This window comes from Saccharospirillum sp. ABV4_185, assembly GCF_056159245.1.
On sequence record NZ_JBSWUW010000001.1, the window covers coordinates 2,382,143 to 2,407,370 of the forward strand.

26 protein-coding genes are annotated in these 25,228 nt (G+C 58.9%); 14 read left to right on the forward strand and 12 right to left on the reverse strand.

Annotated elements, in window-relative coordinates:
* Positions 1-51 precede the first annotated feature (51 nt).
* Entirely contained in the window at positions 52-642 is a 591-nt protein-coding gene (locus ACXAE6_RS11155; RefSeq protein ID WP_475147636.1) for an ABC transporter ATP-binding protein, read from the forward strand.
* A complete protein-coding gene (locus tag ACXAE6_RS11160; RefSeq protein ID WP_475147638.1) occupies positions 639-1,442 on the forward strand; it encodes an ABC transporter permease in 804 nt (267 codons plus the stop codon). Before ACXAE6_RS11155 ends, ACXAE6_RS11160 begins: the two co-directional genes overlap by 4 nt.
* On the opposite strand, the gene ACXAE6_RS11165 is transcribed toward ACXAE6_RS11160, so the two are convergent.
* The gene (locus ACXAE6_RS11165) at positions 1,330-1,878 is read right to left on the reverse strand and encodes a hypothetical protein (protein WP_475147640.1); all 549 of its coding nucleotides are present in this window, start codon (positions 1,876-1,878) and stop codon (positions 1,330-1,332) included. The two genes, ACXAE6_RS11160 and ACXAE6_RS11165, sit on opposite strands and share 113 nt — an antisense overlap.
* A 129-nt stretch (positions 1,879-2,007) precedes the next feature.
* Positions 2,008-2,343 (reverse strand): winged helix-turn-helix transcriptional regulator, encoded by a 336-nt coding sequence (locus ACXAE6_RS11170; protein WP_475147643.1) that lies wholly within the window; start codon positions 2,341-2,343, stop codon positions 2,008-2,010.
* An 88-nt stretch (positions 2,344-2,431) separates the two neighbouring features.
* On the opposite strand from ACXAE6_RS11170, the gene ACXAE6_RS11175 reads away from it, so the two are divergent.
* The gene (locus ACXAE6_RS11175; RefSeq protein WP_475147646.1) at positions 2,432-2,770 is read left to right on the forward strand and encodes a nuclear transport factor 2 family protein; all 339 of its coding nucleotides are present in this window, start codon (positions 2,432-2,434) and stop codon (positions 2,768-2,770) included.
* A 216-nt stretch (positions 2,771-2,986) separates the two neighbouring features.
* Here ACXAE6_RS11175 and ACXAE6_RS11180 read toward each other — a convergent pair whose 3' ends face one another.
* Together ACXAE6_RS11180 and lpdA are read right to left on the reverse strand one after the other, a co-directional pair.
* On the reverse strand, positions 2,987-4,348 hold the full coding sequence (locus ACXAE6_RS11180; protein WP_475147649.1) for a hypothetical protein: 1,362 nt from the start codon (positions 4,346-4,348) through the stop codon (positions 2,987-2,989).
* A 403-nt stretch (positions 4,349-4,751) separates the two neighbouring features.
* Positions 4,752-6,194 (reverse strand): dihydrolipoyl dehydrogenase, encoded by a 1,443-nt coding sequence (gene lpdA, locus ACXAE6_RS11185; RefSeq protein ID WP_475147651.1) that lies wholly within the window; start codon positions 6,192-6,194, stop codon positions 4,752-4,754.
* 109 nt (positions 6,195-6,303) lie between these two features.
* Between lpdA and ACXAE6_RS11190 the strand changes: the two genes are divergently transcribed.
* The 4 genes from ACXAE6_RS11190 to ACXAE6_RS11205 all read left to right on the forward strand — a co-directional run bounded on the left by ACXAE6_RS11190 (position 6,304) and on the right by ACXAE6_RS11205 (position 10,272).
* The gene (locus ACXAE6_RS11190; protein ID WP_475147654.1) at positions 6,304-6,873 is read left to right on the forward strand and encodes a TetR/AcrR family transcriptional regulator; all 570 of its coding nucleotides are present in this window, start codon (positions 6,304-6,306) and stop codon (positions 6,871-6,873) included.
* Positions 6,874-6,941: 68 nt separating this feature from the next.
* Positions 6,942-7,886 carry a 2-hydroxyacid dehydrogenase gene (locus ACXAE6_RS11195; protein WP_475147656.1) on the forward strand — a complete coding sequence of 315 codons (945 nt, stop codon included), beginning with the start codon at positions 6,942-6,944 and terminating at the stop codon, positions 7,884-7,886.
* 21 nt (positions 7,887-7,907) lie between these two features.
* The gene (locus tag ACXAE6_RS11200; RefSeq protein ID WP_475147659.1) at positions 7,908-9,251 is read left to right on the forward strand and encodes an amidase family protein; all 1,344 of its coding nucleotides are present in this window, start codon (positions 7,908-7,910) and stop codon (positions 9,249-9,251) included.
* A gap of 85 nt (positions 9,252-9,336) precedes the next feature.
* Entirely contained in the window at positions 9,337-10,272 is a 936-nt protein-coding gene (locus tag ACXAE6_RS11205; RefSeq protein WP_475147662.1) for a DnaJ C-terminal domain-containing protein, read from the forward strand.
* 3 nt (positions 10,273-10,275) lie between these two features.
* Here the strand turns inward: ACXAE6_RS11205 and ACXAE6_RS11210 are convergent, their stop codons facing one another.
* The 4 genes from ACXAE6_RS11210 to ACXAE6_RS11225 all read right to left on the reverse strand — a co-directional run bounded on the left by ACXAE6_RS11210 (position 10,276) and on the right by ACXAE6_RS11225 (position 13,532).
* The gene (locus ACXAE6_RS11210) at positions 10,276-11,310 is read right to left on the reverse strand and encodes a GGDEF domain-containing protein (protein ID WP_475147664.1); all 1,035 of its coding nucleotides are present in this window, start codon (positions 11,308-11,310) and stop codon (positions 10,276-10,278) included.
* A 63-nt stretch (positions 11,311-11,373) separates the two neighbouring features.
* The gene (locus ACXAE6_RS11215; protein WP_475147667.1) at positions 11,374-12,630 is read right to left on the reverse strand and encodes an MFS transporter; all 1,257 of its coding nucleotides are present in this window, start codon (positions 12,628-12,630) and stop codon (positions 11,374-11,376) included.
* A 135-nt stretch (positions 12,631-12,765) separates the two neighbouring features.
* On the reverse strand, positions 12,766-13,242 hold the full coding sequence (locus ACXAE6_RS11220) for a hypothetical protein (RefSeq protein ID WP_475147669.1): 477 nt from the start codon (positions 13,240-13,242) through the stop codon (positions 12,766-12,768).
* On the reverse strand, positions 13,242-13,532 hold the full coding sequence (locus tag ACXAE6_RS11225; protein ID WP_475147671.1) for a 2Fe-2S iron-sulfur cluster-binding protein: 291 nt from the start codon (positions 13,530-13,532) through the stop codon (positions 13,242-13,244). The genes ACXAE6_RS11220 and ACXAE6_RS11225 overlap by 1 nt, the downstream gene beginning before the upstream one ends.
* 186 nt (positions 13,533-13,718) lie before the next feature.
* Here ACXAE6_RS11225 and ACXAE6_RS11230 point away from each other — a divergent pair, with 186 nt between their 5' ends.
* The 5 genes from ACXAE6_RS11230 (at position 13,719) to ACXAE6_RS11250 (ending at position 19,047) form a co-directional block, all read left to right on the forward strand.
* On the forward strand, positions 13,719-14,378 hold the full coding sequence (locus tag ACXAE6_RS11230) for a GntR family transcriptional regulator (protein ID WP_475147674.1): 660 nt from the start codon (positions 13,719-13,721) through the stop codon (positions 14,376-14,378).
* The gene (gene prpB / locus ACXAE6_RS11235) at positions 14,375-15,244 is read left to right on the forward strand and encodes a methylisocitrate lyase (protein ID WP_475147677.1); all 870 of its coding nucleotides are present in this window, start codon (positions 14,375-14,377) and stop codon (positions 15,242-15,244) included. The genes ACXAE6_RS11230 and prpB overlap by 4 nt, the downstream gene beginning before the upstream one ends.
* A gap of 164 nt (positions 15,245-15,408) precedes the next feature.
* The gene (gene prpC / locus ACXAE6_RS11240) at positions 15,409-16,533 is read left to right on the forward strand and encodes a bifunctional 2-methylcitrate synthase/citrate synthase (protein ID WP_475147680.1); all 1,125 of its coding nucleotides are present in this window, start codon (positions 15,409-15,411) and stop codon (positions 16,531-16,533) included.
* 144 nt (positions 16,534-16,677) lie between these two features.
* Positions 16,678-18,162, forward strand: a complete 1,485-nt coding sequence (prpD, locus tag ACXAE6_RS11245) for a 2-methylcitrate dehydratase (protein WP_475147683.1) — start codon at positions 16,678-16,680, stop codon at positions 18,160-18,162.
* A gap of 54 nt (positions 18,163-18,216) precedes the next feature.
* On the forward strand, positions 18,217-19,047 hold the full coding sequence (locus ACXAE6_RS11250; RefSeq protein WP_475147686.1) for an alpha/beta hydrolase: 831 nt from the start codon (positions 18,217-18,219) through the stop codon (positions 19,045-19,047).
* Here ACXAE6_RS11250 and ACXAE6_RS11255 read toward each other — a convergent pair.
* Genes ACXAE6_RS11255 through ACXAE6_RS11265 form a run of 3 tightly spaced genes read right to left on the reverse strand, consistent with a single transcriptional unit; the run spans position 19,041 to position 23,349 of the window.
* Positions 19,041-20,120 (reverse strand): lipocalin-like domain-containing protein, encoded by a 1,080-nt coding sequence (locus ACXAE6_RS11255; protein WP_475147688.1) that lies wholly within the window; start codon positions 20,118-20,120, stop codon positions 19,041-19,043. The genes ACXAE6_RS11250 and ACXAE6_RS11255 overlap by 7 nt on opposite strands.
* Positions 20,117-22,588 (reverse strand): FtsX-like permease family protein, encoded by a 2,472-nt coding sequence (locus tag ACXAE6_RS11260; RefSeq protein ID WP_475147691.1) that lies wholly within the window; start codon positions 22,586-22,588, stop codon positions 20,117-20,119. Before ACXAE6_RS11260 ends, ACXAE6_RS11255 begins: the two co-directional genes overlap by 4 nt.
* Complete coding sequence (locus ACXAE6_RS11265; RefSeq protein ID WP_475147693.1) at positions 22,585-23,349, reverse strand: ABC transporter ATP-binding protein; 765 nt, start codon at positions 23,347-23,349, stop codon at positions 22,585-22,587. The genes ACXAE6_RS11260 and ACXAE6_RS11265 overlap by 4 nt, the downstream gene beginning before the upstream one ends.
* A gap of 23 nt (positions 23,350-23,372) precedes the next feature.
* On the opposite strand from ACXAE6_RS11265, the gene ACXAE6_RS11270 reads away from it, so the two are divergent.
* Positions 23,373-23,861: an RNA polymerase sigma factor gene (locus ACXAE6_RS11270; protein WP_475147695.1), complete on the forward strand. Its 489-nt coding sequence runs from the start codon at positions 23,373-23,375 to the stop codon at positions 23,859-23,861.
* Positions 23,858-24,430 (forward strand): hypothetical protein, encoded by a 573-nt coding sequence (locus ACXAE6_RS11275; RefSeq protein WP_475147697.1) that lies wholly within the window; start codon positions 23,858-23,860, stop codon positions 24,428-24,430. The genes ACXAE6_RS11270 and ACXAE6_RS11275 overlap by 4 nt, the downstream gene beginning before the upstream one ends.
* On the opposite strand, the gene ACXAE6_RS11280 is transcribed toward ACXAE6_RS11275, so the two are convergent.
* The gene (locus ACXAE6_RS11280; RefSeq protein WP_475147700.1) at positions 24,427-25,188 is read right to left on the reverse strand and encodes a sulfite exporter TauE/SafE family protein; all 762 of its coding nucleotides are present in this window, start codon (positions 25,186-25,188) and stop codon (positions 24,427-24,429) included. The genes ACXAE6_RS11275 and ACXAE6_RS11280 overlap by 4 nt on opposite strands.
* Positions 25,189-25,228 lie beyond the last annotated feature (40 nt).

The window sequence follows — 25,228 nt, forward strand, 5'->3', positions numbered from 1 at the left end:
GGGCCGGTAAAAACAACCAACCTCAGACGCCCTCATACAGCCCACTGACTCATGCTGCAACTGATCAACCTCACCGTAGCCAACCAACCCCCACTCAACCTCACCCTGACCCCTGGCCAAATCCTCGGTCTGTCGGGCCCATCCGGATCGGGCAAAACCCGCTTGCTGCGCGCCTTGGCGGATTTGGATCCGCACTCGGGTGAGGTCGAATTAAACGGCCAGCCGCAGTCCGCCTTCGCCGCTCACGACTGGCGTCGCCAGGTGATGTTGGTGCCGGCCGAAAGCCAGTGGTGGTTCGACAGTGTGGCCGAGCATTTTCCCAACCAGACAGTGAACGATTGGCAACGGCTGGGTTTCAGCTCGGACCCGACGCGCTGGACCATCGACCGCTTATCCACCGGTGAAAAACAACGCTTGGCGCTGCTGCGTGCCTTGGCGTATCAGCCGGCGGTGTTGTTGCTGGACGAGCCGACCGCCAACCTGGATGAACGCAGTCGCAACCGGGTGGAAGGTTGGTTGCTTGAGATCATTCGTGCGCAACACAAGCTTGCCATCTGGGTCGCGCACGACGACGCCCAACTGGCACGCGTGGCCGATAAGCGACTGATGTTGGGCGAGGCGTCGGAGGTGATGCCCGCATGAAGGTTATCGAATTAAGTGTCTGGCAACTGAGTTTCGCGGCGCTGTTGTTGCTGGTGTTGGCCGCCACACTTTGGGTGGCAAGGCTGGGGTTGAGTCGCAGTTTGGTGATCGCGGCAGTGCGCACGGCGGTGCAGTTGTCGCTGATTGGATTGATCTTGGAAGCCTTATTCACCGTTGGTGCCCTTGTCTGGGTGGCGGTGCTGGCCTTGACCATGTTGGTGATCGCCGGTCGTGAAGTTTGGGTGCGGCAGGCGCGGCCCTTGGCCGGTGTTTGGGGGTTTGGCATCGGCACGCTGTCGATGTTTATTTCGGCGTTCAGCGTCACCGTCTTGATGCTGAGCGTGGTGATTCAGCCGCAGCCCTGGTACCAGCCGCAGTACGCCATTCCGCTGTTGGGGATGTTTCTGGGCAACACCATGACCTCGGTGACGCTGGCGCTGGATCGTTTGACCGAATCGGCCTGGCGACAACGCGCCTTGATCGAAGCTCGATTGATGCTGGGCGAAACCTCGGCTCAGGCGCTCAGTGACATTCGCCGCCAAGCGGTGCGCTCCGGTTTAATTCCGATCATCAATGCCATGGCTGCCGCCGGTGTGGTCAGTGTACCGGGCATGATGACCGGTCAGATTCTCGCGGGCAGCCCGCCATCGCTGGCGGTCAAATACCAGATCATGATTATGTTCGGCATCACCGTTGGTTCGGGCTTTGGTACTTTTGCGGCGGTTTTGCTGGCCAGTCGGCGATTGTTCGATAACCGCCAGCGGCTGCGTCTGGACCGATTGCGGCCGGCTCGGGCTTAGTCTCGATTGATGGGGTTTCTTTACCGGGCGGCCGGATGACCACGGACACCACCGTGGCCTCGCCGAGCAGGCGAACGCGCATATTGAGTACCGATTGCGTTGGCGTTTCAGCATTCAGAGTGATGAAAATCACTTCTTCGTCGATGGTCAATGGAAACCAGTCAGCGTTGTCACCGTAGCCGTGCAGCACACCCGCGCTAACGCTGAAGGATTTCGACAGCGCCCAGCGGTAACCGGCGCTGTAGGAGCGGTCGCCGAATGAGTTAATAAAGGTGGCGGCTTCCCAGTAGTTATAGCCGACGCCGAGCAATTGGTTGTCTTCCTGCAATCCCTTGGATACCCAATGATGAGTGGCGGCGCCCACTTCGAGCTCAAAGCCCTCAGCGCTCACGTCGCCAAGGCACGCTAAAGCCAAGCCGAACAGAATGTGTTTCATGGCCAGTCCCTCTGTCATCGCACTTTTGGCGAAGTCGATTTGGTCTGGCGACAGCACATCCTAGATAGCCCGACATACTCAGGTTGTCGGTTGGGTTGAGGGAAACTTGAGCTCTGGCTGACGGGGCGTTCAGTCGCTGGGTTGTTGCGCCGCCCAGCCCAGCAGTGCATCCAGCGCCGGGCACAGCGACTGGCCCCAGTCGGTTAGGCAGTATTCCACCTTGGGCGGTACCTGATGGTGCACGATGCGCTGCACGATGCCGTCGTTTTCCAGTTGGCGCAGCTGTTGAATCAGCATTTTCTGGGAAATGCCGCTGATGGCTTTTTCCAATTCGGAAAAGCGCAACACCTGACCGCCAAAGAGATGAAAAAGAATGACCAGCTTCCAGCGGCCTTCGAGCATCTTTAAGGCTTTTTCGACCCCTTCGGCAGCGCTATCCGTCGTATATTCGCGATTCTTACTCAATGGTCAGTACCTTACTTTTTTGTCGGTTCTTGCCATTTTATAGGGTGGATACCAGTATGGCGATCTCGCAACGACAGGAGCAGAGAAAATGACTGTCCTCACTGATATACCGGCACCACTGGCCGATTATTTTGCCGCCGCCAACGCTGGCGATATCGAGGCTCAGGTGAGCCACTTCACCGCAACGGCCAGAGTTAAAGATGAAGGCGAATGGCGTCAGGGGGCGACTGCCATTGCCGCCTGGGCGCGCGACAGCCGCGAACGCTATCAGCATCAGAGCACGCCGCTGACCGTCGACGGCCAGCCGCCGGTCGTTTTTGTCGACGCTCGGGTGGCTGGCAATTTCCCTGGCAGTCCAGTGGTATTGCGTTACCGCTTTGAATTGGTTGATGGCCTGATTGATCGATTGGAAATCGTGGCGGCGTGATAGCGATGAGAATGGTGGTGGTTAGCCATTGTTCGCCAAATTCGTTATCAAAGGGGTGTGGTCAGGTGGGCACTAATCGATAGGTCGACTGGTAATGAGAAACGGAGCATAGAATAGGCAGTAACGCACAGACTATGGTCTCCTTTTCTTGTTGCTTAAAAAAAACTGGCTTGCCCGCAAGCCAGTTTAATAAACGATCGATCAGATATGAGGGGATCAATTATTGGTGTAGTACGCCACGTCGTTCAAAATGATGTAGCCACTGAGTGAAGGCACTTGAGAAACGTCATCAATTTCAACAATGCGAGTGACGAGATAAGCACCATTTATCTGGTTGACGGATTGAATAACGACTGGATGCAAATCGTAGTGGTAGAGCAGACCGGCACCTTGGCGGGTGTACTGTGCAGCCCCGCTGGGGGAATACATAATAAAGCTATAGTTTCCTTGAGCGTCGGTCGTGGTGGTTGTCGTTATGTCGCTGGCGGAAGTAACTGACGATTTAGCAGTAAATCGAATGGTTGCGTTGGCAATGGGATCGCCATTTGCGTCGTAAGCCGTTCCCCAAACATCGGCGTCATCGTAGATGTGGAAATGCTTGCCACGACCATAGTCAACTCGGCGAGTGTAGGTGGGATCCGTTTGCAGCGTAAAGGTGAGTTCATGGATGTGCGGTAGCTGTTCAAAGGTATAGCTTTTACCAGAGCTAACATCATTGGAGGGTGATGAAATAGACCAGAAGTATGAGCCAGCCGGAAGAGTAATGCGCTGTAGCGTATTGTTGGGCAGTGTAAAAGCAGGTGTGCCGTTGTCGTAGTACAGAGTTGCCGTAAAGTCGCCGCCTGTCAGCCGGTAGTTAATGCTAATTTCGTTAGCCGTTGTGAAAAAGAAATAATCTTTATCGTAGTCGTTATCCAAAGTGGCAGTAATGTTGCTGAATGACTCGATGATTGTCGATTGCCAAAAGTTATCATTGGGTTCGTTACTGTCGACGGCTAAGTCCGTTGTTGTAATAGTGAAATTGTAGGGGTTTACATCCAGAGAGGTGATCCGGGCAACCTCAAACATATAGCTTCCTGGTTCAGCAATCGCACTTAGTTGCTCTTCATCAACGTAACCCAGTTGAGAATATGCGATCAGGTTCCAGATATTTGATTCAGTATCCAGATGCCATAAAGCGATATCGAGGTTCGAAGTACTGGGTAGATTCCAGGCTCGCCCTGTAATTTTAGTTGGTTGCGCGAGGTCAAATAGATAGTAGTGATTGGTCGTTGTGCTGTTGAAGGCGTTGTTATAATTGATATTGGTATTGACGTTCCATCCCGGACCATCGTCGCCAATGGCAAAGCGTGAAATGCCGCCACTTTCTTGTTTGTGGCTATTCATTTCAAAGGTGGAAGGGAAAATTGAAGGCATTTCTAGCAGGCCGAGGCCACTAGATGGACCTACTTCTATTGTTGTCGCTTCTTCTGAATCGGCTGAATTGCTTATAAGGTCGTCGCCATACCCAAAAGGCGAGGCCAGGGCTAAGAGTGTTGCTACTGAAATAACCGCAGAGCATTGAGTGAATTTAATCATGGTTCAGTCTCCTTTGTGTGTTTGCTGCATGTTCCCTCCATGCAGCAAAGGGCAGTATGGAGCGCTGTTTTTGGGGCGTCTATACGACTCAGTAATATTCAATATTAGTAATGTATTAATGCTTGGGAGTGTCGGTAAATTGGCGGAATTTTTCGTGGCTTTTTATTAATTATTGCTTCAGGTTTTGTTGTTAATCGGTTCAATCCTAAGGAGAAATTTCTGCGCAACAGTTTGCTTTTATTCGTATCTCTGCTGCTCAGAGAAAAATGACAACTTTGTAAATATTGAAACTGCTGGAATATTGACGGCGAAAACAAAGCGCGCAGTTGGTTATTGGTGATTAGGCGTTGTCTATCGACTCAGACAAGCAATAGGTTATTTGTCTGAGTCGATGCTGAATTATTTAGGCGGGTTGCTTTTTTTTAGCCTGCGGATTGGGCAGATCAGTGATGGTGCCGCTGGCCATTTCGGCGGCCAGACCGACGGTTTCGTGCAGCGTCGGGTGACCGTGAATGGTTAATGCCAGGTCTTCGGTGCTGGCGCCGAATTCCAGCGCCAGGGTCAGTTCCCCGAGCAGTTCGCCAGCGTGCGCGCCAACTAAACCAGCGCCTAACAGGCGATCGGTATCGGCGTCATAAATCAGCTTGGTGCGACCGGTACTTTGGTCGGACGCCAACGCTCGGCCGCTGGCACTCCACGGAAAAGCGGCGATGCGAACCTTCAGTCCTTGTGCCTTGGCTTCTTTTTCAGTCAGGCCGGTCCAGGCGACTTCCGGGTGGGTGTAGGCGATGGACGGAATCGCCATGGGTGTGAAGCGTGCGGCTTCGCCGGCGGCGACTTCGGCGGCAACATGGCCCTGGTGGCTGGCTTTGTGCGCCAGCATCGGTTGGCCGACCAGATCACCGATGGCAAAGATGTGATTGAGGTTGGTGCGCAACTGGTCATCGACGGCGATAAAACCGCGCTCGTCGACCGTTAATCCGGCTTTGTCTGCGGCTATCAAATCGCCATTGGGGCGGCGGCCGACGGCCACCAAAATGGCGTCGAAGTCGGCGCTTTCTAGCTTCTCCTGGGCGGCGTTATCCTGAGCGTCCATCAAGTTGACGTGCAAAGCCGTTTTGCTGGCAGTGACGCTGTCGAGGCGGGTGTTCAGGCGGATGTCGAAGCGGTCTTTGTTATGGCGCTGATAGAGCCGGACCAGATCGGCATCGGCCGCTGGAATCAACTGGTCGGCCGCTTCGACGATGGTGACGGCGCTGCCCAGCGCGCGATACACCGTCGCCATTTCCAGGCCGATGATGCCGCCGCCAATGACCAGCAGGCGTTTGGGAATCTCACTCAGTTTCAGTGCATCGGTGGAGTCCCAGATGCGCTCATCTTTGGGCAGAAAGGGCAGTTCGACGACGCGCGATCCGACCGCCAGAATCAACTGCTCAAAACGCAGCAGGGACTCAGTGCCGTCGGCGTGAGTGAGTCGCAATTGCTGAGCGTCTTCAAACACGGCAGAAGCCTGAATAACGGTGACGCCGCGCTCTTTGGCCATGGCGCTGAGGTTAGTGGTCATGCGTTCGACGGTCTGGTCGCGGTAGTTTTGCACGGCTTTTAATTCGGGTTGCTGAGCTTTGAAACCAAGCGCCGCCAGATGTTCATTTTCCTCCACCACACCGGCGATGTGCAGCAAGGCCTTGGACGGAATACAGCCGACATTCAGACAAACCCCACCGAGGCGCTGGTAGCGCTCGACCAGGGTCACTTGCAAGCCCAGATCGGCGGCTCGAAAGGCCGCTGAATAACCACCCGGGCCACCGCCCAGAACCACCAATTGCGCTTGCGCTGTCTGTGTCATTGACGTTTTCCTCGTTTATCTATCTAGTGATAGGTAGGTAAACTATAGTGACAGTACCTCGGGGCGTCAATAGACTACCGATCGCTAGGTCAGTTAACGGTTGAACAAGATGAACAGCACTGCCGAACGCCTGCTGGAGCGGGCCGAGGAAACCATTCGTACGCGCGGCTATTCCGGCTTGAGTTTTCGCACCCTGGCCGATGAAGTCGGCATCAAAAGCGCCAGCGTGCATTACCACTTCCCCACCAAGACGCACCTGGGTGTGGCGGTTGCCGGTCGCTACCAGGCGCGCTTTGCGCAGGCGCTGGAGCAGATCGCGGCGAGCGGAAGCTCAGCTCAGACGCAGCTGCAACGCTTTGTCGACATTTACGGCAGCGAACTGCGTGCGGGCAACAATCGCCTGACCATCTGCATGATGCTGGCGGCGGAAAAAGACAGCCTGCCCGACGAAGTGAATCGTTGCGTGACCGCGTTTTATCAGTTGAATCTCGATTGGTTACAGACCGTGCTGCAGCACCTGGGTGATGCCCAGCCCGAGCAGCGGGCACGTCAGATTTTGGCGTTGTTGCAAGGCGCGGTATTGGGTGCCAAGACGCTGACCAGCAGCGACTATTTCGATGCCGCAGAAACAGCGGTCATGCAACTGGTGGGCATCGTCCCCGAACCGGCCTCGGACTAGGCCTGCATCTTGCTGCACTCATCTATCTGGCCGACCAGCCATGCAAAATACGAGGAGTCTGACGTCTTATGCGGGTGATGTTTGCCGCACCGGAAAACGCCTGGGGCGGAATTCTGGCGCGATTCCGTGCCGCCTTGCCGGAGGTGGAATTTGTCGCTACCGGCTTTAATCCAACCAGCCTGGCCGGTTTCGAGGTGGTGATTCCCACCATGAGCGAGCTCAATGCTGCCCTGATTGAGGGCGCTGACCGCCTGCAATTGATCCAGCAGATGGGTGCTGGGTTGGAAGGCGTTGATCTGGATGCCGCCCAAGGCGCTTCGGTGGCGGTCGCCAATGTGCCAACCGCCGAGTCGGGCAACGCCGATTCGGTGTCTGAACTGGCCATCTATCTGCTTCTGGCGCTGCTGCGCCGTGCGCCGGAGCACGCTGCTACGCTGGCCGCTGGTTTGATGGGTCAGCCGACCGGCATCAGTCTGAACGGCCAGCGCGTGGGCCTGGTCGGCTTTGGCGCCATTGGTCAGGCGATCGCGCGGCGGCTGGCGCCGTTCGGCGTGCAACTGAGCGCCATCAAACGCACGCCCGATGCCAAATTGGCGCAGGCTTTTGAGCTGCACTGGTTGGGTGGCGCGGATGAGTTGCCGCGTCTGCTGGCGCAATCGGACATCGTTATCCTGGCCTTGCCTGACGATAGCGACAGCCATGGTTTGATCAACGCCGAACGACTGGCGCAGATGCCGGTTGGCAGCTATCTGATCAACGTCGGTCGCGGCGGACTGGTCGAGCGCGATGCGCTGTTTGCGGCGCTGCAATCGGGTCAGCTGGCTGGCGCCGGTCTCGATGTTTTCTGGCAGGAACCGCCGGATCCGAATGATCCCATCTTTCAACTGAATCTGGTCGCGTCACCGCATCTGGGTGGGCTGACCGATCGGTCAGTCACCGGTATCCTGAACGCCAGCGTCGCCAATATTCGTCGCCTGATGCACGGAGAAGCACTGCAGCACCGGGCGGTCTAAAAGAGTCAAAACGAGGACAGTATGAGCCATTCCGATATCACCCTTTGGCAACAGGCCGAAGGCATCGCCAGCGGCCGCTTAGACCCGGTTGAGTTGACCGAAACGGCCTTGGCCAAAGCCGCCGATTCGACGTCAGTCTTTATCAATATTCTCGCCGAACGGGCGCGCTTTGAAGCTCAGCAGGCGCGGGCACGGCAACAGGCTGGCCAGCGGCTCAGCCCGATCGATGGTGTGCCCATCGCCTGGAAAGATCTGGTCGATATGAGCGGCACGGTGACCACAGCGGGCAGTCGCCTCTATGAGGTCCCGGCTGATCGCGATGCCGACGCCGTGCGGCTGGCGGGCCAGGCCGGTCTGGTGTCGGTGGGGAAGGTGAATATGACCGAATTGGCCTATTCTGGTTTGGGGCTGAACCCGCATTACGGCACACCGACGCTGGATCGAGGCGGTCCTGCCCGGGTGCCCGGCGGGTCCAGCAGTGGTTCCGCCATGGCGGTGGCGCAGGGCGTCGTCACCGCCGCTGTTGGCTCCGATACCGCCGGTTCCTTGCGCATTCCCGCGGCCTTCAATGGTCTGGTTTCTTACCGGCCGTCGATGCATCGTCCGGCCATGGGTGGCGTGCATCCCTTGTCGCGTTCCATGGATACACTGGGTGTGCTGGCGCGCACCTTGACCGACGTGATGGCGGTGGACGACGCCATGCGCCTGGGCAAGGTGGAACATCGCCGTCCGGTCGATGCCAGCGATATCCGCGTGATTCTCGATACCGATGCACTGGCCGATCCGTTTATCAGCGAAGCGGTGCGCGCCAATCTGCTGGCCGCCGCTGAACGCTTCGAAGCCGCCGGCATTCGCGTGCTGCGCCGCCCGGTCGCCGCTATTCAGGACGCTTTGGCCGCCATCGCCAACGATGGCTGGCTGGGCGGCATGGAAGCCTATACCGAATACAAAGACCTGCTCGACAGCAGGCCCGCCAGCGACTTTGATCCGCGGGTGCGCGATCGCTTACTGACCATCAAAGACGCCACCCCCGATCGGGTTATTCGCTTGTATCGCGCCCGTGCCCGGTTGCAGATGGAACTGGCCGAGCAACTCGACGGCGCCTTGTTGATCTCGCCAACCGTCGCCAACGTCGCACCGGAGCTCGCGCCGCTGGAAACCGATGATGCGCTCTACGCCAAGGTCAATCTGGACGCCTTGCGGCTGACCATGGCGGCCAGTCTGTTAACCTGTCCGGCCATTGCCTTACCGACCGGAACGGACAGCCAGGGCTTGCCCACCTCGGTACAGCTAACGGCCTTGCCGGGCGATGATGAACGGCTGATTCGCACCGCCTTGACGCTGGAAAGTCTGGCTGCTGGTTAAGTGTCAGCCGTGCGCTGACACCCTTGTTTCCGGCCGGTTTGGTCACATTATGAGCGCAGATTAGAGCTCTCAACGGAGACCCGAGATGGAGTTCAAAGATTATTATCGCGTGCTCGGGGTATCGGACAGCGCCGATGCCGCCGAGATCAAAAAGGCCTATCGCAAACTGGCGCGGCAATATCATCCGGATGTCAGCAGCGCCGCCGATGCCGAAGCGCGTTTCAAGGAAGTCGGCGAAGCCTACGAAGTGCTCGGCGATGCCAAACGGCGCGCCGAGTATGACCAATTACGGCAGCTGCGCGCCGGTGGTGGTCGTGGCCAGTCGAGTCGTTTCAGCGACGCCGATTTTAATCGTCAGTTTGGCGATTTTTTCGAATCGGTCTTTGGTGGCATGAGCGGCGGCATGGGTGGCCGTGGCGGTCGACAAAGCTGGCAGGCGGCGTTTGACCAACCCGGCCAGGATGTCACCCATCGCATTACCCTCAGCCTGGAAGACGCGGTCAACGGCGTTGAACGCGAAATTCGCCTGCGCCTGCCCGACAGTGGCTGGCAGCCGGGTCAGTCGCGCACCCGCACCCTGAAAGTACGGGTACCGGCAGGTGTCTTGCCGGGGCAACGTATTCGCCTGGCGGGCCAGGGCGGGCCGGGTGCCGGCAATGGCGCGGCGGGCGATCTCTATCTGGAAGTCGAACTGGCCGAACATACGCGTTTTAGTGTTGACGGTCGCGACCTTCAGTTGATCCTGCCGATCACGCCCTGGGAAGCCGCCCTCGGTGCCAAAGTCATGGTACCGACGCTGCAAGGCGCGGTGCGTTTGACCGTGCCCAAAGGTGCGACCTCCGGCAAAAAACTGCGTCTGAAAGGTCGTGGTCTGGGCAAAAATCCGAGCGGTGATCTGGTGGTTAAACTGGAACTGGCGGTGCCCGATAAACACTCAGCGGCGGCCGAACAACTGTACCGCGAACTCGGTCAGCTGCAGGGCGATTTCAACCCGCGACGTAACCTCGAAGAGTCGTTGTAAGCGTCAATCGTCGCTGCTGACCACCCGGTTGCGTCCGGCGCGTTTGGCCTGATAGACGCGGGCGTCCGCCTGTTGCAGTGCGCCGGTGAAACCCTGGTTGCCAGTAAAGCTGGCAACGCCGGCGCTGAAGCGTAATTTGATTTCTTGGTCCTCGAGGTTAAAGGTCCGGTCGGCCAGCAACTCACGTAACTGATCGACCACTTCGGTCGCCTGCTGCAAGTTAAGCTGCTCAAAAATCACCACAAATTCCTCGCCGCCCCAGCGACAAACGATGTCGTGCTGCTTCAGATTATTGCGCAATACTTTGGCCACGGTCGCCAGCGCCATATCGCCAATCGCATGGCCATATTGATCGTTGATCTGTTTGAAATGATCGATATCGATCAACGCCACCGCAGCCGGTTGATAGGGATCGGTCCACAGGCTCAGACTGCGTTCCAGACCGGCGCGATTGACCAGGGTGGTCAGCGGATCGGTCAGCGAATTGCGTTGATGTTTTTCCACCGTCAGCTTGATGGCGACATAGGATTGCAAGTGAATCCACTCGGCAATCAGCAACAGCAAGACTAAAAACGCTGAAGCAATCAACAGCCGCACCTGACTGGAAACCGGGTATTGATAAGCAAAGTCCGGTTGCAGCACCTGCACAGCCACCATCAACAGCAGATAACTGACCCCCAGCACAGAGCCAAAGCGCAAACCGGCGAGCATGATCATCAACACCAGCAGGCCGAACGCAAAGTAAATGCCGGTGCCAGCATAGCCACCACTGATCATAAGATAGGTGGTAAAGACCCAGAGCAATAATGACAGCACCCGGCTGACCTGCCGGGTTTGCTGGTGCCGATGGGCGCGCAGCACCAGATAAACAGTGAGCGCAATCATGACCGCAAGAATGATCGCGTTCTGCCAGCGGCCGTGCTGCACAGACACCACCAGCATCGGCGCCATGACCAGGTTGCCGGTGATGACAAAAAAACGCATCAGCAGCAACTTGCGCTGCAGTTCGATCTCTTCGGGAGTATTACCTAGGAACAAAAGCGGCTGTCCTTTTTTCACGCGCCTAACGGCAGGATAGTCGTTGAACACCGATCGTGCGCATTAAGGCGACGTCGGGGCTCTGTCTTCCAGAGCGACAAACCAGTAGCGGCGGCGCCACAGCAGGGCGGTCAGCGCCAAAGCCGACAACGAAAAGACCACCAGCGTCCAACCGAAACCCAGCCGTTCAGCCACAGCACCCATAGCGAATGCGCCGATGGAGGGCGCCCCCAGACTGACCATCGACCAGATGCTCAGCACCCGTCCTCGATAGGCATCATCGACCGTCAACTGCACCAGCGCCTGGCTGCCGGTACCGATCATGGTCATAAACAGGCTCGACAATAAAATGACCGGCACCAGGGCGCCGAGGCCATGCAAGGTAATAACCGGCAGCAACACCAGAGCACTGAGGCACAGCGCGGCATAGACCAGCCTGCTGATGCGGCCGGGATTGCCGCTTTGGCGCGACGTCACCCAGCCGCCGAGAATGGAACCGGCGCCGGCACTGGCGGTCAGGGTGGCCAGCGCGCTGGGCGTGCCTCCGGCCAGATGACCGGAAATCGCCGGCAGCAACTCGGTGACCGAACGACCGAGCAGACCGTTGACCAGCGTCATCGCCAGAATCAGCCGGATCATCGGCGTGGCGGCAATAAAACCAAAGCCGGCGCGCAGGTCGGTCAATAAGGACGCCTGTTGTGAGCGTTCGGCCGCCGCCGCATGGGGCAGGCGCAGCAGCAGAATCGCCGTGGTAACAAACAGCGCCGTCGCCAGCGCAAACACCCAAAACGGACTGCTCACTGTCAGCAAAGCCGCCGCTAATGCTGGCCCGATAATGCGCGAGGTATTGAAGACGATGGCCGAATAACCGATGCCGCTGGGCAACAGGTTGCGCGGCAGAAGGCGCGGCATCAATGCCAGCCGCATCGGCTGGTGCGCGGCGGTCACGCTGCCAAACGCCAGGGCGAACAGCAACAGCGGCTCAATGCCCAAGCGGTCGAGCGCAAACAGCAAGGTGATGGCTATGGCGATGACCGAGTTACAGGCCGCCGTCGTGACGATGCCATTGCGGGTATCGATGCGATCGGAAACCACACCAAAGAGCGGCGAGAATACAAAGGTCGGCACCAGCAAGAGTGCACTGACGGTGCCCACCCAAAAGGCGGATTCAGTGAGATTCCAGGCGCTCCAGCCGATCATAAAACGCACGATCCAGGTGCCTAGGGTGGCAAAGCAGGAAGCCAGAAAGTAGGGACGGAAGACCGGTTCACTGAACGCAGATTGATGAGAGCGGGACTTGAATAGAGATGGAGACGACATGCGCGACCTTTGCAAACAGAGGCGGCAATGCTAGGTGCTTGGCTGGGGAAAGGCCAGTTGATTGAGGCTATTGAATACGGGAGATGCTTAACGGGAGACGGGAGATGCTAATTAACCGGCGTCCAGCGTCTCCCGTTAAGCGTCTCCCGACAAAGACAAATGACTGGTATCGGGAGGCTTGGGCGTATCGTCATCGCGGCCTGGCTGCAGCGGAGCCGGGCTGTCGGACAGCGACAGTGACGACACATCGACCTGAGCGGCTTCGGCCGGTGGTTGTCGCTGCGTCAGTTCCGTGCCGGCTTGCGCCAGGCTGAGCGCAGAGGTATCTACTACAACCGGTTCAGCGCTGTCCGGCGCATCGATCACCGGTGGTTCAGTGCCTGCCGGCACCACAATCAGGGTCGCGCCGATCGCCTGCATGGCAGCCTGATAGCGCGGCACCGTGACCTCCGCCACCTTCAGTTTGATCACCTCGGCATGGCCGGTGAAATAGCGGGCGATGCGCTCGGCATCGGTCTTGAACAGGGTGGCCATATCGCGGCGCACCTCTGCTTCGCTGAAGCCTTCCAGCCGCTCGCCAGCGTAATAAAGATCGAAATAGAAAGTGCTCATCAACTTTCCAGACGCAAATGGTTCAGTTTCAGATCGGCCTTGGGAAAGGCGATACAGGGCAGTATCCAGCCATCGGCCTGCTGGCCACCGTTCAGTCCATGCGGATGACGACCGCGATAATCCACCGCACCGGACATCAGCCGACAGCGACAGATGCCGCAAGCGCCGTTGTCGCAGGCTTTGCGCAGCACCAGGCCCTGTTCGGCCAGATTGTCATAGAGGGTCTGCTCAGTGTCGCCGCTGAGATGATCCTGAGGCGTTTGCAGCAAACGGATGTCGATGGTGCTCATGGCAGTACCGATACGGCGTGGTTGGCTTGGTCTGGGCTCGATGCTACCGCGATGCCCGCTCCGGTTACAACGACTGTTCAAACGAAGTGTTCACAAGCTGGTTTCGACTAATTGTCTACAAAATAAGGTTGTAATAGCGATTTCAATGTCTTTTAATCGCGCCAACTTAAAAATTGTAGACAATTTATGGAAGCTCGCACCCAGACCGACCGCATCTACCAGCAACTGCTCGATGCCATTATCCAGGGCGAGATCGCGCCGCTGAGCCGGCTGCGCGAATCCGATCTGGCGCGTGATCTCGGCATCAGCCGCGGGCCGTTGCGTGAAGCGCTGGGCCGCTTGGAAAGCCGCAAACTGGTGCGCAAGGTGCCGCATGTGGGCGCTCAGGTGGTCGGCTTCGACCGGGCCGAACTGATCGAGCTGTACCAGATTCGCGAAAACCTCGAATCGCTCGCCTGTGAGCTAGCCGGCAAGCTGATGAGCGAGGCCGAGCTGGACGAACTCGGTGCGGTGCTTGAACGCCACGCCCGCTACCTGGACGACCAGGACGGTCAGTTTTACATTCAGCAGGACGGTGACCTCGACTTCCATTTCAAAATCATTCAGGCCAGTGGCAACCGCTGGCTGATCAGCCTGCTGTGCGACGAGCTGTACCAGCGGGTGCGCATGTTTCGTTACCAGTCGGCCAACCAGCGCCGGCGGCCGCGCCAGGCGTTGGAGGAACATCAGCGCATCTATGAGGCTTTGCGCCAGCGCGACGGTGAACTTGCCGCCCTGCTGATGAAACGCCACATCCGCTCGGCCCGGGCGGTACTTGAGCAACTGACCGAGGAGGATCCCCAATGAGCGCCGGAACCCGTTTTCGCCAGGCTTTAGCCAACCACCAACCCTTGCCGATTGTCGGTGCTGTTAACGCCTACAGCGCCATGCTGGCGCAGCGCGCGGGCCATCAGGCTATTTATCTGTCCGGCGGCGGTGTGGCCAATGCGTCTTTTGGTTTACCCGATCTGGGCGTCACCACTTTGAACGATGTTGCCGAAGACGCCCGCCGCATTACCGCCGCCTGTGATCTACCGCTGCTGGTCGATGTCGATACCGGTTTCGGTGGCGCTTTTTCCATCGCCCGTTGCATAGCGGAGATGGAACGCGCCGGCGTAGCGGCGATTCATATTGAAGATCAGGTGCCGCAAAAACGCTGCGGCCATCGCCCGAACAAAGAAATCGTTTCCAGCGCGGAGATGGTCGACCGCGTTAAAGCCTGTGTCGATGCGCGCCAAGACGCTGATTTCTTTGTGATGGCGCGCACCGATGCCTTTGCTCAGGAAGGTTTGCAGGCCGCGCTCGACCGCGCCCGCGCCTGTGTCGAAGCCGGCGCTGATGGCATCTTCGCCGAGGCGGTGCACACGCTCGACGATTACCGTGCCTTCACCGAGGCACTCGATGTGCCGGTGCTGGCCAACATCACCGAATTCGGTAAGACGCCGTTGTTTAACCAAAGCGAGTTGGCCGAGGTCGGCGTGGCTATGGTGCTCTATCCGTTAAGTGCCTTCCGGGCGATGAGTCAGGCAGCGTTGGCGGTGTATCAAAGCATTGCTGACAACGGCGATCAGAAAGCGGTCGTTGATCGCATGCAAACCCGCGAAGAATTGTATGACGTGCTGGGTTATCACGATTACGAAGTCAAGTTGGATGCTTTGTTTGATAAATCCTAAGGGTCGGCTTCCGGTAACAGACCTTGGCGGTCGCCGTGAATACATCCCTGTAGGCTAGGCGGCGGCATCCATGCCGCCGACTCCCGCCAAAGTCTGTTCCCGGAAACCTGGGTTAAGCGGTGGGGTTGGTTACTGAAATCAATAATAAAAAACAGGAGGCCAAGATGGTGGATAAAAAATTAGGTGGCGCTGGCTTGCGAGGTCAGGTCGCCGGCGAAACCAAATTGTGTACCGTGGGCCAGGAAGGCAGCGGCTTAACCTACCTCGGTTACGACATTCAGTCGCTCGCCGACGGCGCCGATTTCGAAGAAGTCGCCTATCTGTTACAGCATGGCGAACTGCCCAGTCGCACCGAACTCGACGATTATCTCGACCGTCTGGCCACCAAACGCGAATTACCTCAAGCCTTACTGGAAACGCTGGAACGCATTCCCGCCTCGGCGCATCCAATGGATGTGATGCGCACCGGTTGTTCCATGCTTGGCGTGCTCGAACCGGAGCAAAGTTTTGACGATCAGGACGCTGCCATCGAACGGATGCTGGCGGCTTTTCCTGGCATTATTTGTTACTGGTTTCATTACAGTCACAGCGGCAAACGCATCGACACCGACAGCGGCGCCGAAAGCATCGCTGAACATTTTTTAACGCTGCTGCATCAAAAAGCACCGCCGCTGGATCACATCAAGGTGATGCACGCTTCGCTGATTCTTTATGCCGAACACGAATTCAATGCCTCGACCTTTGCGGCGCGAGTTGCCGCCAGCACATTGACCGATATATACAGCGCGGTCACCGGCGCCATCGGTACCTTGCGCGGCCCCTTGCACGGCGGTGCCAACGAAGCCGCTATGGCAATGATCGAAGGTTTCAAAAACCCGGACGACGCCGAACAACAATTGCTCGCCATGCTGGCGCGCAAAGACAAAATTATGGGCTTCGGCCATGCCGTTTATCGCACCAGCGATCCGCGTAACGCCATCATAAAAAAGTGGGCGAAAAGACTGGCCAATGCCGATGGTGACAGTCGTCTTTATGACATCGCAGAACGCTGCGAAATGGTGATGTGGCGCGAAAAAGAACTCTTTCCCAACGCCGACTTTTTTCACGCTCCGGCCTACCACAGCCTGGGTATACCAACGCCGTTATTCACGCCGATCTTTGTCATGGCGCGCACCACCGGCTGGACGGCGCACATTAAAGAGCAGCGCTCGAACAATCGCATTATCCGACCCAGCGCCGATTACGTCGGGCCGGAAATTAGGGAATTTACGCCGCTGGAGCGGAGGTAAATTCCGGGAGACGCTTGGGTGCTGCGCACCCGGGAGACGGAAAACGCCAGTTAGTACAGGGCCAGCCCGTCGCCGCTTTTAAGCGTCTCCCGTTTCCCGTTAAGCGTCTCCCATCAAAAACAACCACAGGACCAAATACACCCCATGTCTTCAAACGTTGATACAAACAATCGCCCCGACTACGACAGCGTTCTCCAGGCCATTGCCGATTACGTACTCGACTATGACATCACCAGCACGGAAGCCTGGGACACCGCCCGCAACTGTTTGATGGACACCCTCGGTTGCGGTCTGTTGGCGTTGCGCTTTCCCGAATGTACCAAGCATCTGGGCCCAATCGTTGAAGGCACGGTGGTGCCGCATGGCGCACGCGTGCCGGGTACGCAGTTGCGGCTCGACCCGGTGAAAGCCGCCTGGGATATCGGCGCCATCGTGCGCTGGCTCGATTACAACGACACCTGGCTGGCCGCCGAGTGGGGTCATCCGTCGGATAATTTGGGCGGCATTCTGGCGGTGGCCGATCATTTATCGCAGCAGAAAGTCGCTCGCGGTGAAGCGCCGTTAACGATGGACGCCGTGCTCGAAGCCATGATCAAAGCACACGAAATTCAGGGCGTGCTGGCGCTGGAAAATTCCTTTAACCGCGTCGGTCTCGATCACGTTTTGCTGGTAAAAGTCGCCTCCACGGCGGTGGTCGCCAAACTGATGGGCGCCAACCGCGAACAAATGTTGAGCGCCTTGTCGCACGCCTGGGTCGATGGCCAGGCATTGCGCACTTATCGTCATGCACCGAACGCCGGTTCGCGTAAAAGCTGGGCGGCCGGTGATGCCACCAGCAGAGCCGTGCGTTTGGTCGATATCGCCTTGCGCGGTGAGATGGGCATTCCCGGAGCGCTGACCGCGCCGCAGTGGGGTTTTTACGACGTACTGTTCAGCAAGACCAATAAAGATCAGCAAGTGAAACCGGAAGCCGATCGGCAGTTTAAATTCCAGCGCGACTACGGCAGTTATGTGATGGAAAACGTGCTGTTTAAAATCAGTTTTCCGGCGGAATTCCATGCGCAAACGGCGGCCGAAGCGGCGGTGACTTTGCATCCGCAGGTGAAAGACCGCCTCGATGAAATCGACCGTATTGTTATTACCACGCACGAATCAGCGATTCGCATTATTTCCAAAGTCGGACCCTTGGCGAACGCCGCCGACCGCGACCATTGTTTGCAATATATGACCGCCGTGCCGCTGCTGTTCGGTAATTTGGTAGCCGAACATTACGAAGATGATTTTCATGCTGCTCACCCGGAAATCGACCGGCTGCGCGATAAGATGGAAATCGTTGAAGACAAACGTTACAGCGCCGAGTATCACCAAGCCGATAAACGTTCTATTGCCAATGCCATCCAAGTATTTTTCACCGATGGCAGTTCAACGCAGCAAGTCGCAGTAGAATATCCGATCGGTCATCGTCGTCGTCGTGAGCAGGGCATTCCGTTATTGGAGCAAAAATTCCGCGCCAATCTGGCAACGCGTTTTCCAGCGGGCCGGGTGCAGCAGATTTTTGAATTATGCACCGATGCCGACCGGCTGAAGCAGACGCCGGTGCATCAGTTTATGGATCAGCTGGTGATCTGATCTTTTTAACGCGGGCGGCCGTATCAAGTCCCTTCATCCTTGCTGCGGTGCGCCATGCGTTTTTTATTACCCCTTTTGTTGTTGTCCACTGCGCTGTTATCAGGCTGCGGCCTGACGGCACTGAACCTGATTACGCCGCACAGCGGTTATGAGCGCGAGCGTGATCTTAGCTACGGCGCCGAGCCGCGCCAGAGGCTCGATATTTACCATCCCACCCAACCCCGCGCCGACGCGCCTCTGCTGGTATTTTTCTACGGCGGTGGCTGGAACAGTGGCGATAAAGACGCCTATCGCTTTGTCGGCCAGGCGTTGGCCGAGGCGGGTTACGAGGTGGTGATTCCCGATTATCGGCTCTACCCCGAAGTGCGCTTCCCAACCTTCGTTGAAGACGGCGCGGCCGCCCTGGCGTGGCTGGAGGGGCGGCTGGATACGGATCAGGATATCGTTTTGATCGGTCATTCAGCGGGCGCTCACATCGCGGCCTTGCTGGCGATGGATGAGCGCTATGCCGAGGCGTCCGGTTTTGACCGAAAGCGTCTGACAAGCTGGGTGGGGTTATCCGGCCCATACGATTTTCTGCCGCTGACCGATCCGCTGTACATCGACATTTTCGGCGCCGCCGATGGCATTCCCGACAGCCAGCCGGTCACCTTTGCCAGCGCCGATGATCCGGCGGCGTTGTTAATGTATGGCAATGCCGATTCGATCGTGGGCGCGCGCAGCATCGACCAACTGACCGCACGATTGCTGGCCGAAAACGTGCCCGTGCAATGGCATCGCTACGACGGCGTAAACCATAACGACACGGTGGCGAGTTTTTCGGTACGCCTGCGCGACCGGTCGCCAGCCTTTGCCGATACCCTGGAATTTCTCGCCGATCAGTAACCGGTGAGTTCGAGATAACCGACGCCGTTTGCGCTGGCGTCGTTTTGCGCCGTCGCCGTCACCGGACCTTCCCAATACGGAAACAGCGTTTGCAGCCAGCTCTGCGGTCGCGGTGCCGTAATGCGCCAGCTTTGGTTGCGTTGCGGCAGGCGCAGCGTCCACGCCAGCGGCAGGTTTTTTTGCTGGCCGTTGCTCAGGGTGAGGGTGGTAAAGGACTCGGCGGTTAATTCTATGGCATCGCGTTCGAGTGAGCGCGCTTGGCCATCCGCATCGATCCAGGTGCCACTGAGCCAGGGTTCGCCGTTTTCGTTGCGCAACTGATACACCATCAAGGCGCTGCCGTCGTCGAAGTGCAGCGAGAACCAGTCCCAGCCGGGTTGGTTCGGCGCCAGCGGTTGCGAACTCCATTCACGGTCGAGCCAGCCGGGACCGCTGACGCTGAGTGTTTCGCCGTCGATGGTCAGTTCACCCTCGATCTGAATATGCGGCTGGCTGTAGTAGTGGCTGGCCTGGCCGAGGTCGGATTTCTGGTGATAGCCGGCGTCGCCTTGCAGCACCCAGGGTGTTTTGGAATTGAGCGTTAACGCCAGGTCGATGGTGTCGAACGCCACGTCCAAACTGCCGGGAAACAACGAGCCGTCGCTGCCGGTCCATTGCCAGTCATCGAGCCAGGCATTGAAGTCGCCGTTGTTGTTTAACGCCACGCCCGCCTGACCAATACCGCCACGCGCAAAGCGTTCGGCATAGCGGTGGCCGTCGGGCGTCGACAGCGCCGCGTGCGCCATCCACACCTGCTTGCTGGCCCAGCCGCCGGGGTCTTCGTTGGGCGTCAGTGCCTGGCGAAACAGTGTCCATTGCAGGCCCCATTGCTCGCCGTTGGTATCGCTCAGGTTGGCGGTTAAATACCACCATTCGATGCGGAAATCCGGATGCGGCAGGTGATCGGCCGGAAACTCAATCGGCTGGCCGGGTCGGGCGCGGTCGTAGCCGGTCGGGTCGGCGCGCAGCAGTTGGTAGTCGTCGGCGAACGCCGTGGTGGCGAGCGCCATGATCAACAAACCGGCGAGTCTCATGCGTCGTCTTCCCCCAGTTGTTTCAGCGCCTGCGGCAAACGCCGCCGCACCTGCCACAGGCTGATCAGCAGCGTGATGGCGAGCACCAAAGCGGTTAACGCAGCCAGCCGCAGCGCTGGTGCCCACTGCCATTGCAGCGGCATGGTCCAGCCGAAGGCGAGGACGTTCAGATCGTGTACCAGCAGCGACGACAACAAGGCACCCAGCGGCAGCGCAGCGAGCCCGGTCAACGTCACCAATAAGGCCAGCGGCAGCGCAACGATTAACAGCCATTCACAGTGGCGCAGGCCTAAAGCGCGCCAGTGTGCATAATGCGCCAGTCGCTGTTGATGCAGCGCCAGCAGCGCTGCTAATAAGGCGATGCCGGCGACGCTCAGTGTTAAACCGTTCATGGCGGTGGTGATGGCGAAGGTTCGGTCGAAAATACGCAGCGACACACGTTTGATGGTGTTCTGGTTGAGCCACTCGCTTGCTTGCGCACCCGCAGCGAGCAGGGCGCTTTCGGCCTGTTGTTCGGCATCGGGCGCGTCACTTAACCAGAGTGCTAAACCTTCCGGCGAGGCGTTGGGCCAGAGTCGTTCGACCGTGGCGTAGGGCAGATAGAACTGAAAATAAGGACTGCCGTAGTCGTGAAAAAAACCGGCGATGCGGAAGCTTTGCGCGCCCTGAGCGGTGTCGAGTTCGACGCTGTCCCCCAGCTCTAATCCGGCTAGATGATGGGTTTGCTCATTGGCGAGAATCCAATCGTTGCGGCCCTCAAACCAGTCGCTGAGATGGTCGTTGGCGTCGGCCAGTGGCAGGGCGCGGCTGTCAGGTGCGTCGGTGTTCAGGCCGCGAATCAATGTCGGTCGGCCCGCCCAGCGAATCTGGGTGCCGTTGCGTTGATGGCTGGCAATCAGCCAGGGCGCTTGGCCGTTAGCGGTGAAATCGCCCAACCGCAGGCTGTCGTCCTGGATGTAGAGATCCGCCGCCAGGCGTTGGTCGAGCCAGGCGGTCAGGGCCGAGCGAAACGAGCCGACCAGGGTTTCCACGCCGAGGTTGGCGGTCAGCGCCAGCAGCAGCGCCATCATGGCGACGCGTACCTGCGGCAGTTGCGCCCAGGCGTCGCTGAACGCCCAGCGCAGTTTCCAGGCTGGTTTCGGTAAACAGTGCTCGATCAGTCGCAAGGCGCCGGCCAGCCAGAGCGGCAGCACAAAGGCAGCCGCGAACAGCGACAGACCAAGCACTACAAAACCCTGAGTCACGGTGGTCATGTGGCCGTGCAGTATGACCGCCGCCAGTGCCAGCATAACGCCGAACAGCGCCAGCCAGAGCCGGGCCTGATTGTCGGCCGCCCAGTCGTCGCTGGCCGAACGCGCCTGGCGAATGTTCTGCCGCGCCTCGCGCCACAGCGGCCAGGCCAGCGCCAGCAGTAAACCGGCCAGCGTAATGCCCCAGGCCAGCAGAATACGCGCCCAGCCCAGTTGAATATCGGCGCCGACCACAGCGCCATAGAGGCTTTGCAGGCTGGCGGCGACCGGCGGCAACAGCAGCGTTGCCAAAGCCCGACCGACCAGCAATCCACCCAGCGTGCCAATCACACTCCAGACCAACGCTTCGAGCAGTACCGCCACACTGAGCAGCCGACTGGAAGCGCCCAATTCGCGCAGTGTATGCAGCGTCGGCCGGCGCAGATGCAGCGCAAAGCGCACGGCGTTAAAGACGATAAACAGACCGACGGCGAAGGCCAGCAGGCTCATGGCTGTTAGATGCGAATGCAGGCTGGCGGTGAGCTGAGTCAGGTCGAGCCGCTGGCGGTTATCGACCAGTTGCAGTTCGTTGGGCAGGGCAGCGCTAAGACGTTCGGCCTCGACACCGCTGAGTTCGCCCACGCCCAGATAGCTGAAGTGGTCGCGCTGCAATACGGTGAGCGCGGCCCCTATGTCCATAAAGATGCGCCGGCCCTGTTGCGGCTGTTGTTGCAGCGCCGCCGGTGGCAGTTGGCGGCCATCGTCGAGTTGCAAACGGTCTGCGCTGCTTAGGTCGAAATCCGCCGCCAAATCGGGCGGGTACCAGGCCTGAAACGGCGGTTGAATCAGGCTCGGCCAGTCGTCACCGCTGGCGCCGAGTGGCGATTCGGAACGCGGCAGCGCCAGCAAATCAGTGGCGATCAGCCACAGTGGTTCGTCGTTCACTGCAAGCCGGGTTTCCAGCACCGGGTAAAGCTGGGTGAACCCGGCGCGGCGCAAGGCTATATAAGCGGCTGGGTCGATACCGGCGCCATCGCGGGCGCGCACCCAGTGGCTGGCCTGAGCGCCGAGCAATTGGTCGGCCTCGCTGTAGCTGGCGCGGGCGTGGTCGTTGATGATCTGCACCGCCGACCAGAGACCGACGCCGGTGACCAGACCGACCGCCAAAAACAGCGTTTGTGCCGGATGGCGGCGGTAATGGCTGAGCAGCGTCAGCAGCACACGCAGCAGTCGGTTCATGCCAGCGTCTCGAGCCGGCCGTTGCGCAAGTGCCAGCGTTCATCCAGATAGTCGGCCATGGTGGGGCTGTGGGTGACCATCAACAGGCTGGCACCGGCATCGCGCACCAGTTCGGTCAGCAAACTCATCACCGCTGCGCTGCTATGTTCATCGAGGTTGCCGGTCGGTTCGTCGGCCAATACCAGCGCCGGTCGATGCAGCAGGGCGCGGCCGATGGCGACGCGCTGTTGTTGGCCGCCGGAAAGCTGATGCGGCAGGCGTTGTTGCAGGCCGGTTAAACCCAGTCGCTCGACCAGTTGGTCGCGAAAGCCGGCATCGAAGCGCCCGGCCAGTCGCGCCTGCAGGGCCAGGTTGTCGGCCACCGTCAGCGTCGGTACCAGATGGTAGTTCTGGAAGATCAGGCTGAGTTTGTCGCGCCGCCAGGCGGCCCAGTCAGCGTCGGTGAAGGCGGAGGTGTCGGTGCCATCGAGCACTATGCGGCCGCTGTCGTAGTGGTCGAGCCCGGCGATTAGATGCAGCAGCGTGCTCTTACCGCTGCCGCTTTCGCCCAGCAGCGCCGCCGAGCGGCCGCGTTGTAGATGGGCGCTTAAGCCATCGAGCACGCGCACCGCGCCGTCGGCCTGTTGGAAATTTTTTTGCAGATCGGTGAGTTCGAGCATAGCGGTGCCGGGCAGAACATCAGCGGCCGATTCTAAAGGCTGGCTGTCGGTCAGGGCCAGTCGTTGTAATAAAGTGGCCGCTGTGGCGACTAACTCAGTCATCGCCGTTGTATTGGGGACCTTGGGTGAGCGAATTTGAACAATTGATCGACGCTAATACGGGTCGCTTGCACCGGCTGTGTCGCGCTTACAGCGACAGTCCGGAGTCGGCCGCCGATCTGCAACAGGAAATTCTGTTGCAGCTGTGGCGTGCCTGGCCGGGCTTCGCCGGTCGCTCCAGCGCGGCCACCTGGCTGTATCGTGTGGCTTTGAATACCGCGATCAGCCAGTTGCGCCGCCGCCCTCCAGCGACAATCGATGACTCCCCGGACGAGCAACCCAGCCAGGAACCCGGCCCTCAAGCTGTGAACGAACAACAGCAGGCATTTGCAGCTTTGGCGCGGGCGTTACAGGCCTTCAATGAAGTCGACCGCGCGCTGATGCTGCTCTATCTGGAGCAGTATTCCTATCAGGAAATCGCCGATGTGCTGGGCCTCAGTGCCAATGCGGTCGGCGTTAAGGTCAACCGTTTGAAGAAACGGCTGGCGCTGGCTTTGCAGGAGGAAACCGCATGAACCAGCACGATTTTGCCCGCCATTGGCAGTTACCCGCCGACGCCGATCTGAGCGCTTCTTTGGCACAGGTGGAGCGCGATGCACAACAGCGCCAGCGCCACCTTTACCGGCGCGATCTGCGGGAAATTGGCAGCAGTGCCTTAGTGGCGCTGGTTTTTGTCTGGGTCTTGATCGACACCAGCATCCCAGCGGTGCGCCTGGGCGCGGCGCTGACGTTGCTTGGCGCGGTCCTGATTGTCGTTAAGCTGCTCATTGCCCGGCGCCAGGGTCGCAGCCGGGTGGACAACAGTGTGCGGACGGTTTTACTGGCCGAACTGGCGGGTTTGGATGAGCAGATTTTGCTGCTGCGCAAGGTGCTTTGGTGGTATCTGCTGTTGCCGCTGACCGGTGCTTTTCTGGTGTTCAGCGGCCACAGCGGGCCGGGTTGGCTGACGGCGATCTATGGCCTGATCGTCCTGGGCTTAGGCGCCTGGATCTGGCGCCTGAACCAGCGTGCCTGGCGTGAATCGCTGTGGCCCGAACGTCAGCGCCTGGCTGAATTGATCGAACGACTCGAAGCGACCGATTAAAGCCAGATCGCCGCCGCACTGGCGGCCAGCGTCATGCACAGCAAGAACCATTTCAACGCCGTCTGGCTGACGTTCAGCGCCAGACGCACGCCAAGCTGGGCTCCGACCATGGTGCCGACACCGAGAATTAAACCCGGCACCCAGGCGACCAGACCGTGGCTGATAAAAATCACCAGCGCGACGGCGGTGAAGGCGGCCGCGCACAGCAGTTTTAAGGCGTTGGCGCGCACCAGGTCATAGCGCAGGCCGCCGGCCAGAGCAGCAATCAGCAGAAAGCCCACGCCAGCCTGAACAAAGCCGCCGTAGACACCCGTGAAGAACAAACCCAGCGCCGCCCAGGGGCGGTCGCGAATGCGTTGTGGTTGTTCATCCGGGCCGGGGAAGATGGTCTTGGGTTTAACGATCATCACCACCGACAGCGTAATCATCGTGCCCAGCAGCAACGGCTTGAGCAGCGTATTGGGCAGGAAGGAGGCGATGCCAGCACCGACCGCGCCGCCGACCAGCGTCGGTATCAGAATGGGCACCATGTCTGAGCGTTCCAGTCGGTCGCTGTTATTAAAACCGCGCAACCCGACCAGGCTTTGCAGCATCACGCCGACGCGGTTAGTGGCGTTGGCCATATCGGCCGGCAGGCCCATCACCATCAGCGCTGGAATGGTCAGGTTGGAACCACCACCGGCCAGTACATTGATGATGCCGGCCGCCAGGCCAGTGGTGAGCAATAAAGCGATAAAGAAAGGTGTCAGTTCGAACATGGCGGACCCTTTTGGTCAAAAAAGGCAGCCAGACTACTGC

Excerpts from the sequence above, each read along its gene's own strand:
- ACXAE6_RS11190 (WP_475147654.1), top strand. The coding sequence starts at position 6,304 with ATGAACAGCACTGCCGAACGCCTGCTGGAGCGGGCCGAGGAAACCATT.
- ACXAE6_RS11225 (WP_475147671.1), bottom strand. The coding sequence starts at position 13,532 with ATGAGCACCATCGACATCCGTTTGCTGCAAACGCCTCAGGATCATCTC.
- ACXAE6_RS11220 (WP_475147669.1), bottom strand. The coding sequence starts at position 13,242 with ATGAGCACTTTCTATTTCGATCTTTATTACGCTGGCGAGCGGCTGGAA.
- ACXAE6_RS11260 (WP_475147691.1), bottom strand. The coding sequence starts at position 22,588 with ATGAACCGACTGCTGCGTGTGCTGCTGACGCTGCTCAGCCATTACCGC.
- ACXAE6_RS11265 (WP_475147693.1), bottom strand. The coding sequence starts at position 23,349 with ATGACTGAGTTAGTCGCCACAGCGGCCACTTTATTACAACGACTGGCC.
- prpB (WP_475147677.1), top strand. The coding sequence starts at position 14,375 with ATGAGCGCCGGAACCCGTTTTCGCCAGGCTTTAGCCAACCACCAACCC.
- ACXAE6_RS11280 (WP_475147700.1), bottom strand. The coding sequence starts at position 25,188 with ATGTTCGAACTGACACCTTTCTTTATCGCTTTATTGCTCACCACTGGC.
- ACXAE6_RS11175 (WP_475147646.1), top strand. The coding sequence starts at position 2,432 with ATGACTGTCCTCACTGATATACCGGCACCACTGGCCGATTATTTTGCC.
- ACXAE6_RS11200 (WP_475147659.1), top strand. The coding sequence starts at position 7,908 with ATGAGCCATTCCGATATCACCCTTTGGCAACAGGCCGAAGGCATCGCC.
- ACXAE6_RS11165 (WP_475147640.1), bottom strand. The coding sequence starts at position 1,878 with ATGAAACACATTCTGTTCGGCTTGGCTTTAGCGTGCCTTGGCGACGTG.
- ACXAE6_RS11160 (WP_475147638.1), top strand. The coding sequence starts at position 639 with ATGAAGGTTATCGAATTAAGTGTCTGGCAACTGAGTTTCGCGGCGCTG.
- ACXAE6_RS11205 (WP_475147662.1), top strand. The coding sequence starts at position 9,337 with ATGGAGTTCAAAGATTATTATCGCGTGCTCGGGGTATCGGACAGCGCC.
- lpdA (WP_475147651.1), bottom strand. The coding sequence starts at position 6,194 with ATGACACAGACAGCGCAAGCGCAATTGGTGGTTCTGGGCGGTGGCCCG.
- ACXAE6_RS11195 (WP_475147656.1), top strand. The coding sequence starts at position 6,942 with ATGCGGGTGATGTTTGCCGCACCGGAAAACGCCTGGGGCGGAATTCTG.
- ACXAE6_RS11180 (WP_475147649.1), bottom strand. The coding sequence starts at position 4,348 with ATGATTAAATTCACTCAATGCTCTGCGGTTATTTCAGTAGCAACACTC.
- prpC (WP_475147680.1), top strand. The coding sequence starts at position 15,409 with ATGGTGGATAAAAAATTAGGTGGCGCTGGCTTGCGAGGTCAGGTCGCC.
- ACXAE6_RS11275 (WP_475147697.1), top strand. The coding sequence starts at position 23,858 with ATGAACCAGCACGATTTTGCCCGCCATTGGCAGTTACCCGCCGACGCC.
- ACXAE6_RS11155 (WP_475147636.1), top strand. The coding sequence starts at position 52 with ATGCTGCAACTGATCAACCTCACCGTAGCCAACCAACCCCCACTCAAC.
- ACXAE6_RS11250 (WP_475147686.1), top strand. The coding sequence starts at position 18,217 with ATGCGTTTTTTATTACCCCTTTTGTTGTTGTCCACTGCGCTGTTATCA.
- prpD (WP_475147683.1), top strand. The coding sequence starts at position 16,678 with ATGTCTTCAAACGTTGATACAAACAATCGCCCCGACTACGACAGCGTT.
- ACXAE6_RS11215 (WP_475147667.1), bottom strand. The coding sequence starts at position 12,630 with ATGTCGTCTCCATCTCTATTCAAGTCCCGCTCTCATCAATCTGCGTTC.
- ACXAE6_RS11230 (WP_475147674.1), top strand. The coding sequence starts at position 13,719 with ATGGAAGCTCGCACCCAGACCGACCGCATCTACCAGCAACTGCTCGAT.
- ACXAE6_RS11255 (WP_475147688.1), bottom strand. The coding sequence starts at position 20,120 with ATGAGACTCGCCGGTTTGTTGATCATGGCGCTCGCCACCACGGCGTTC.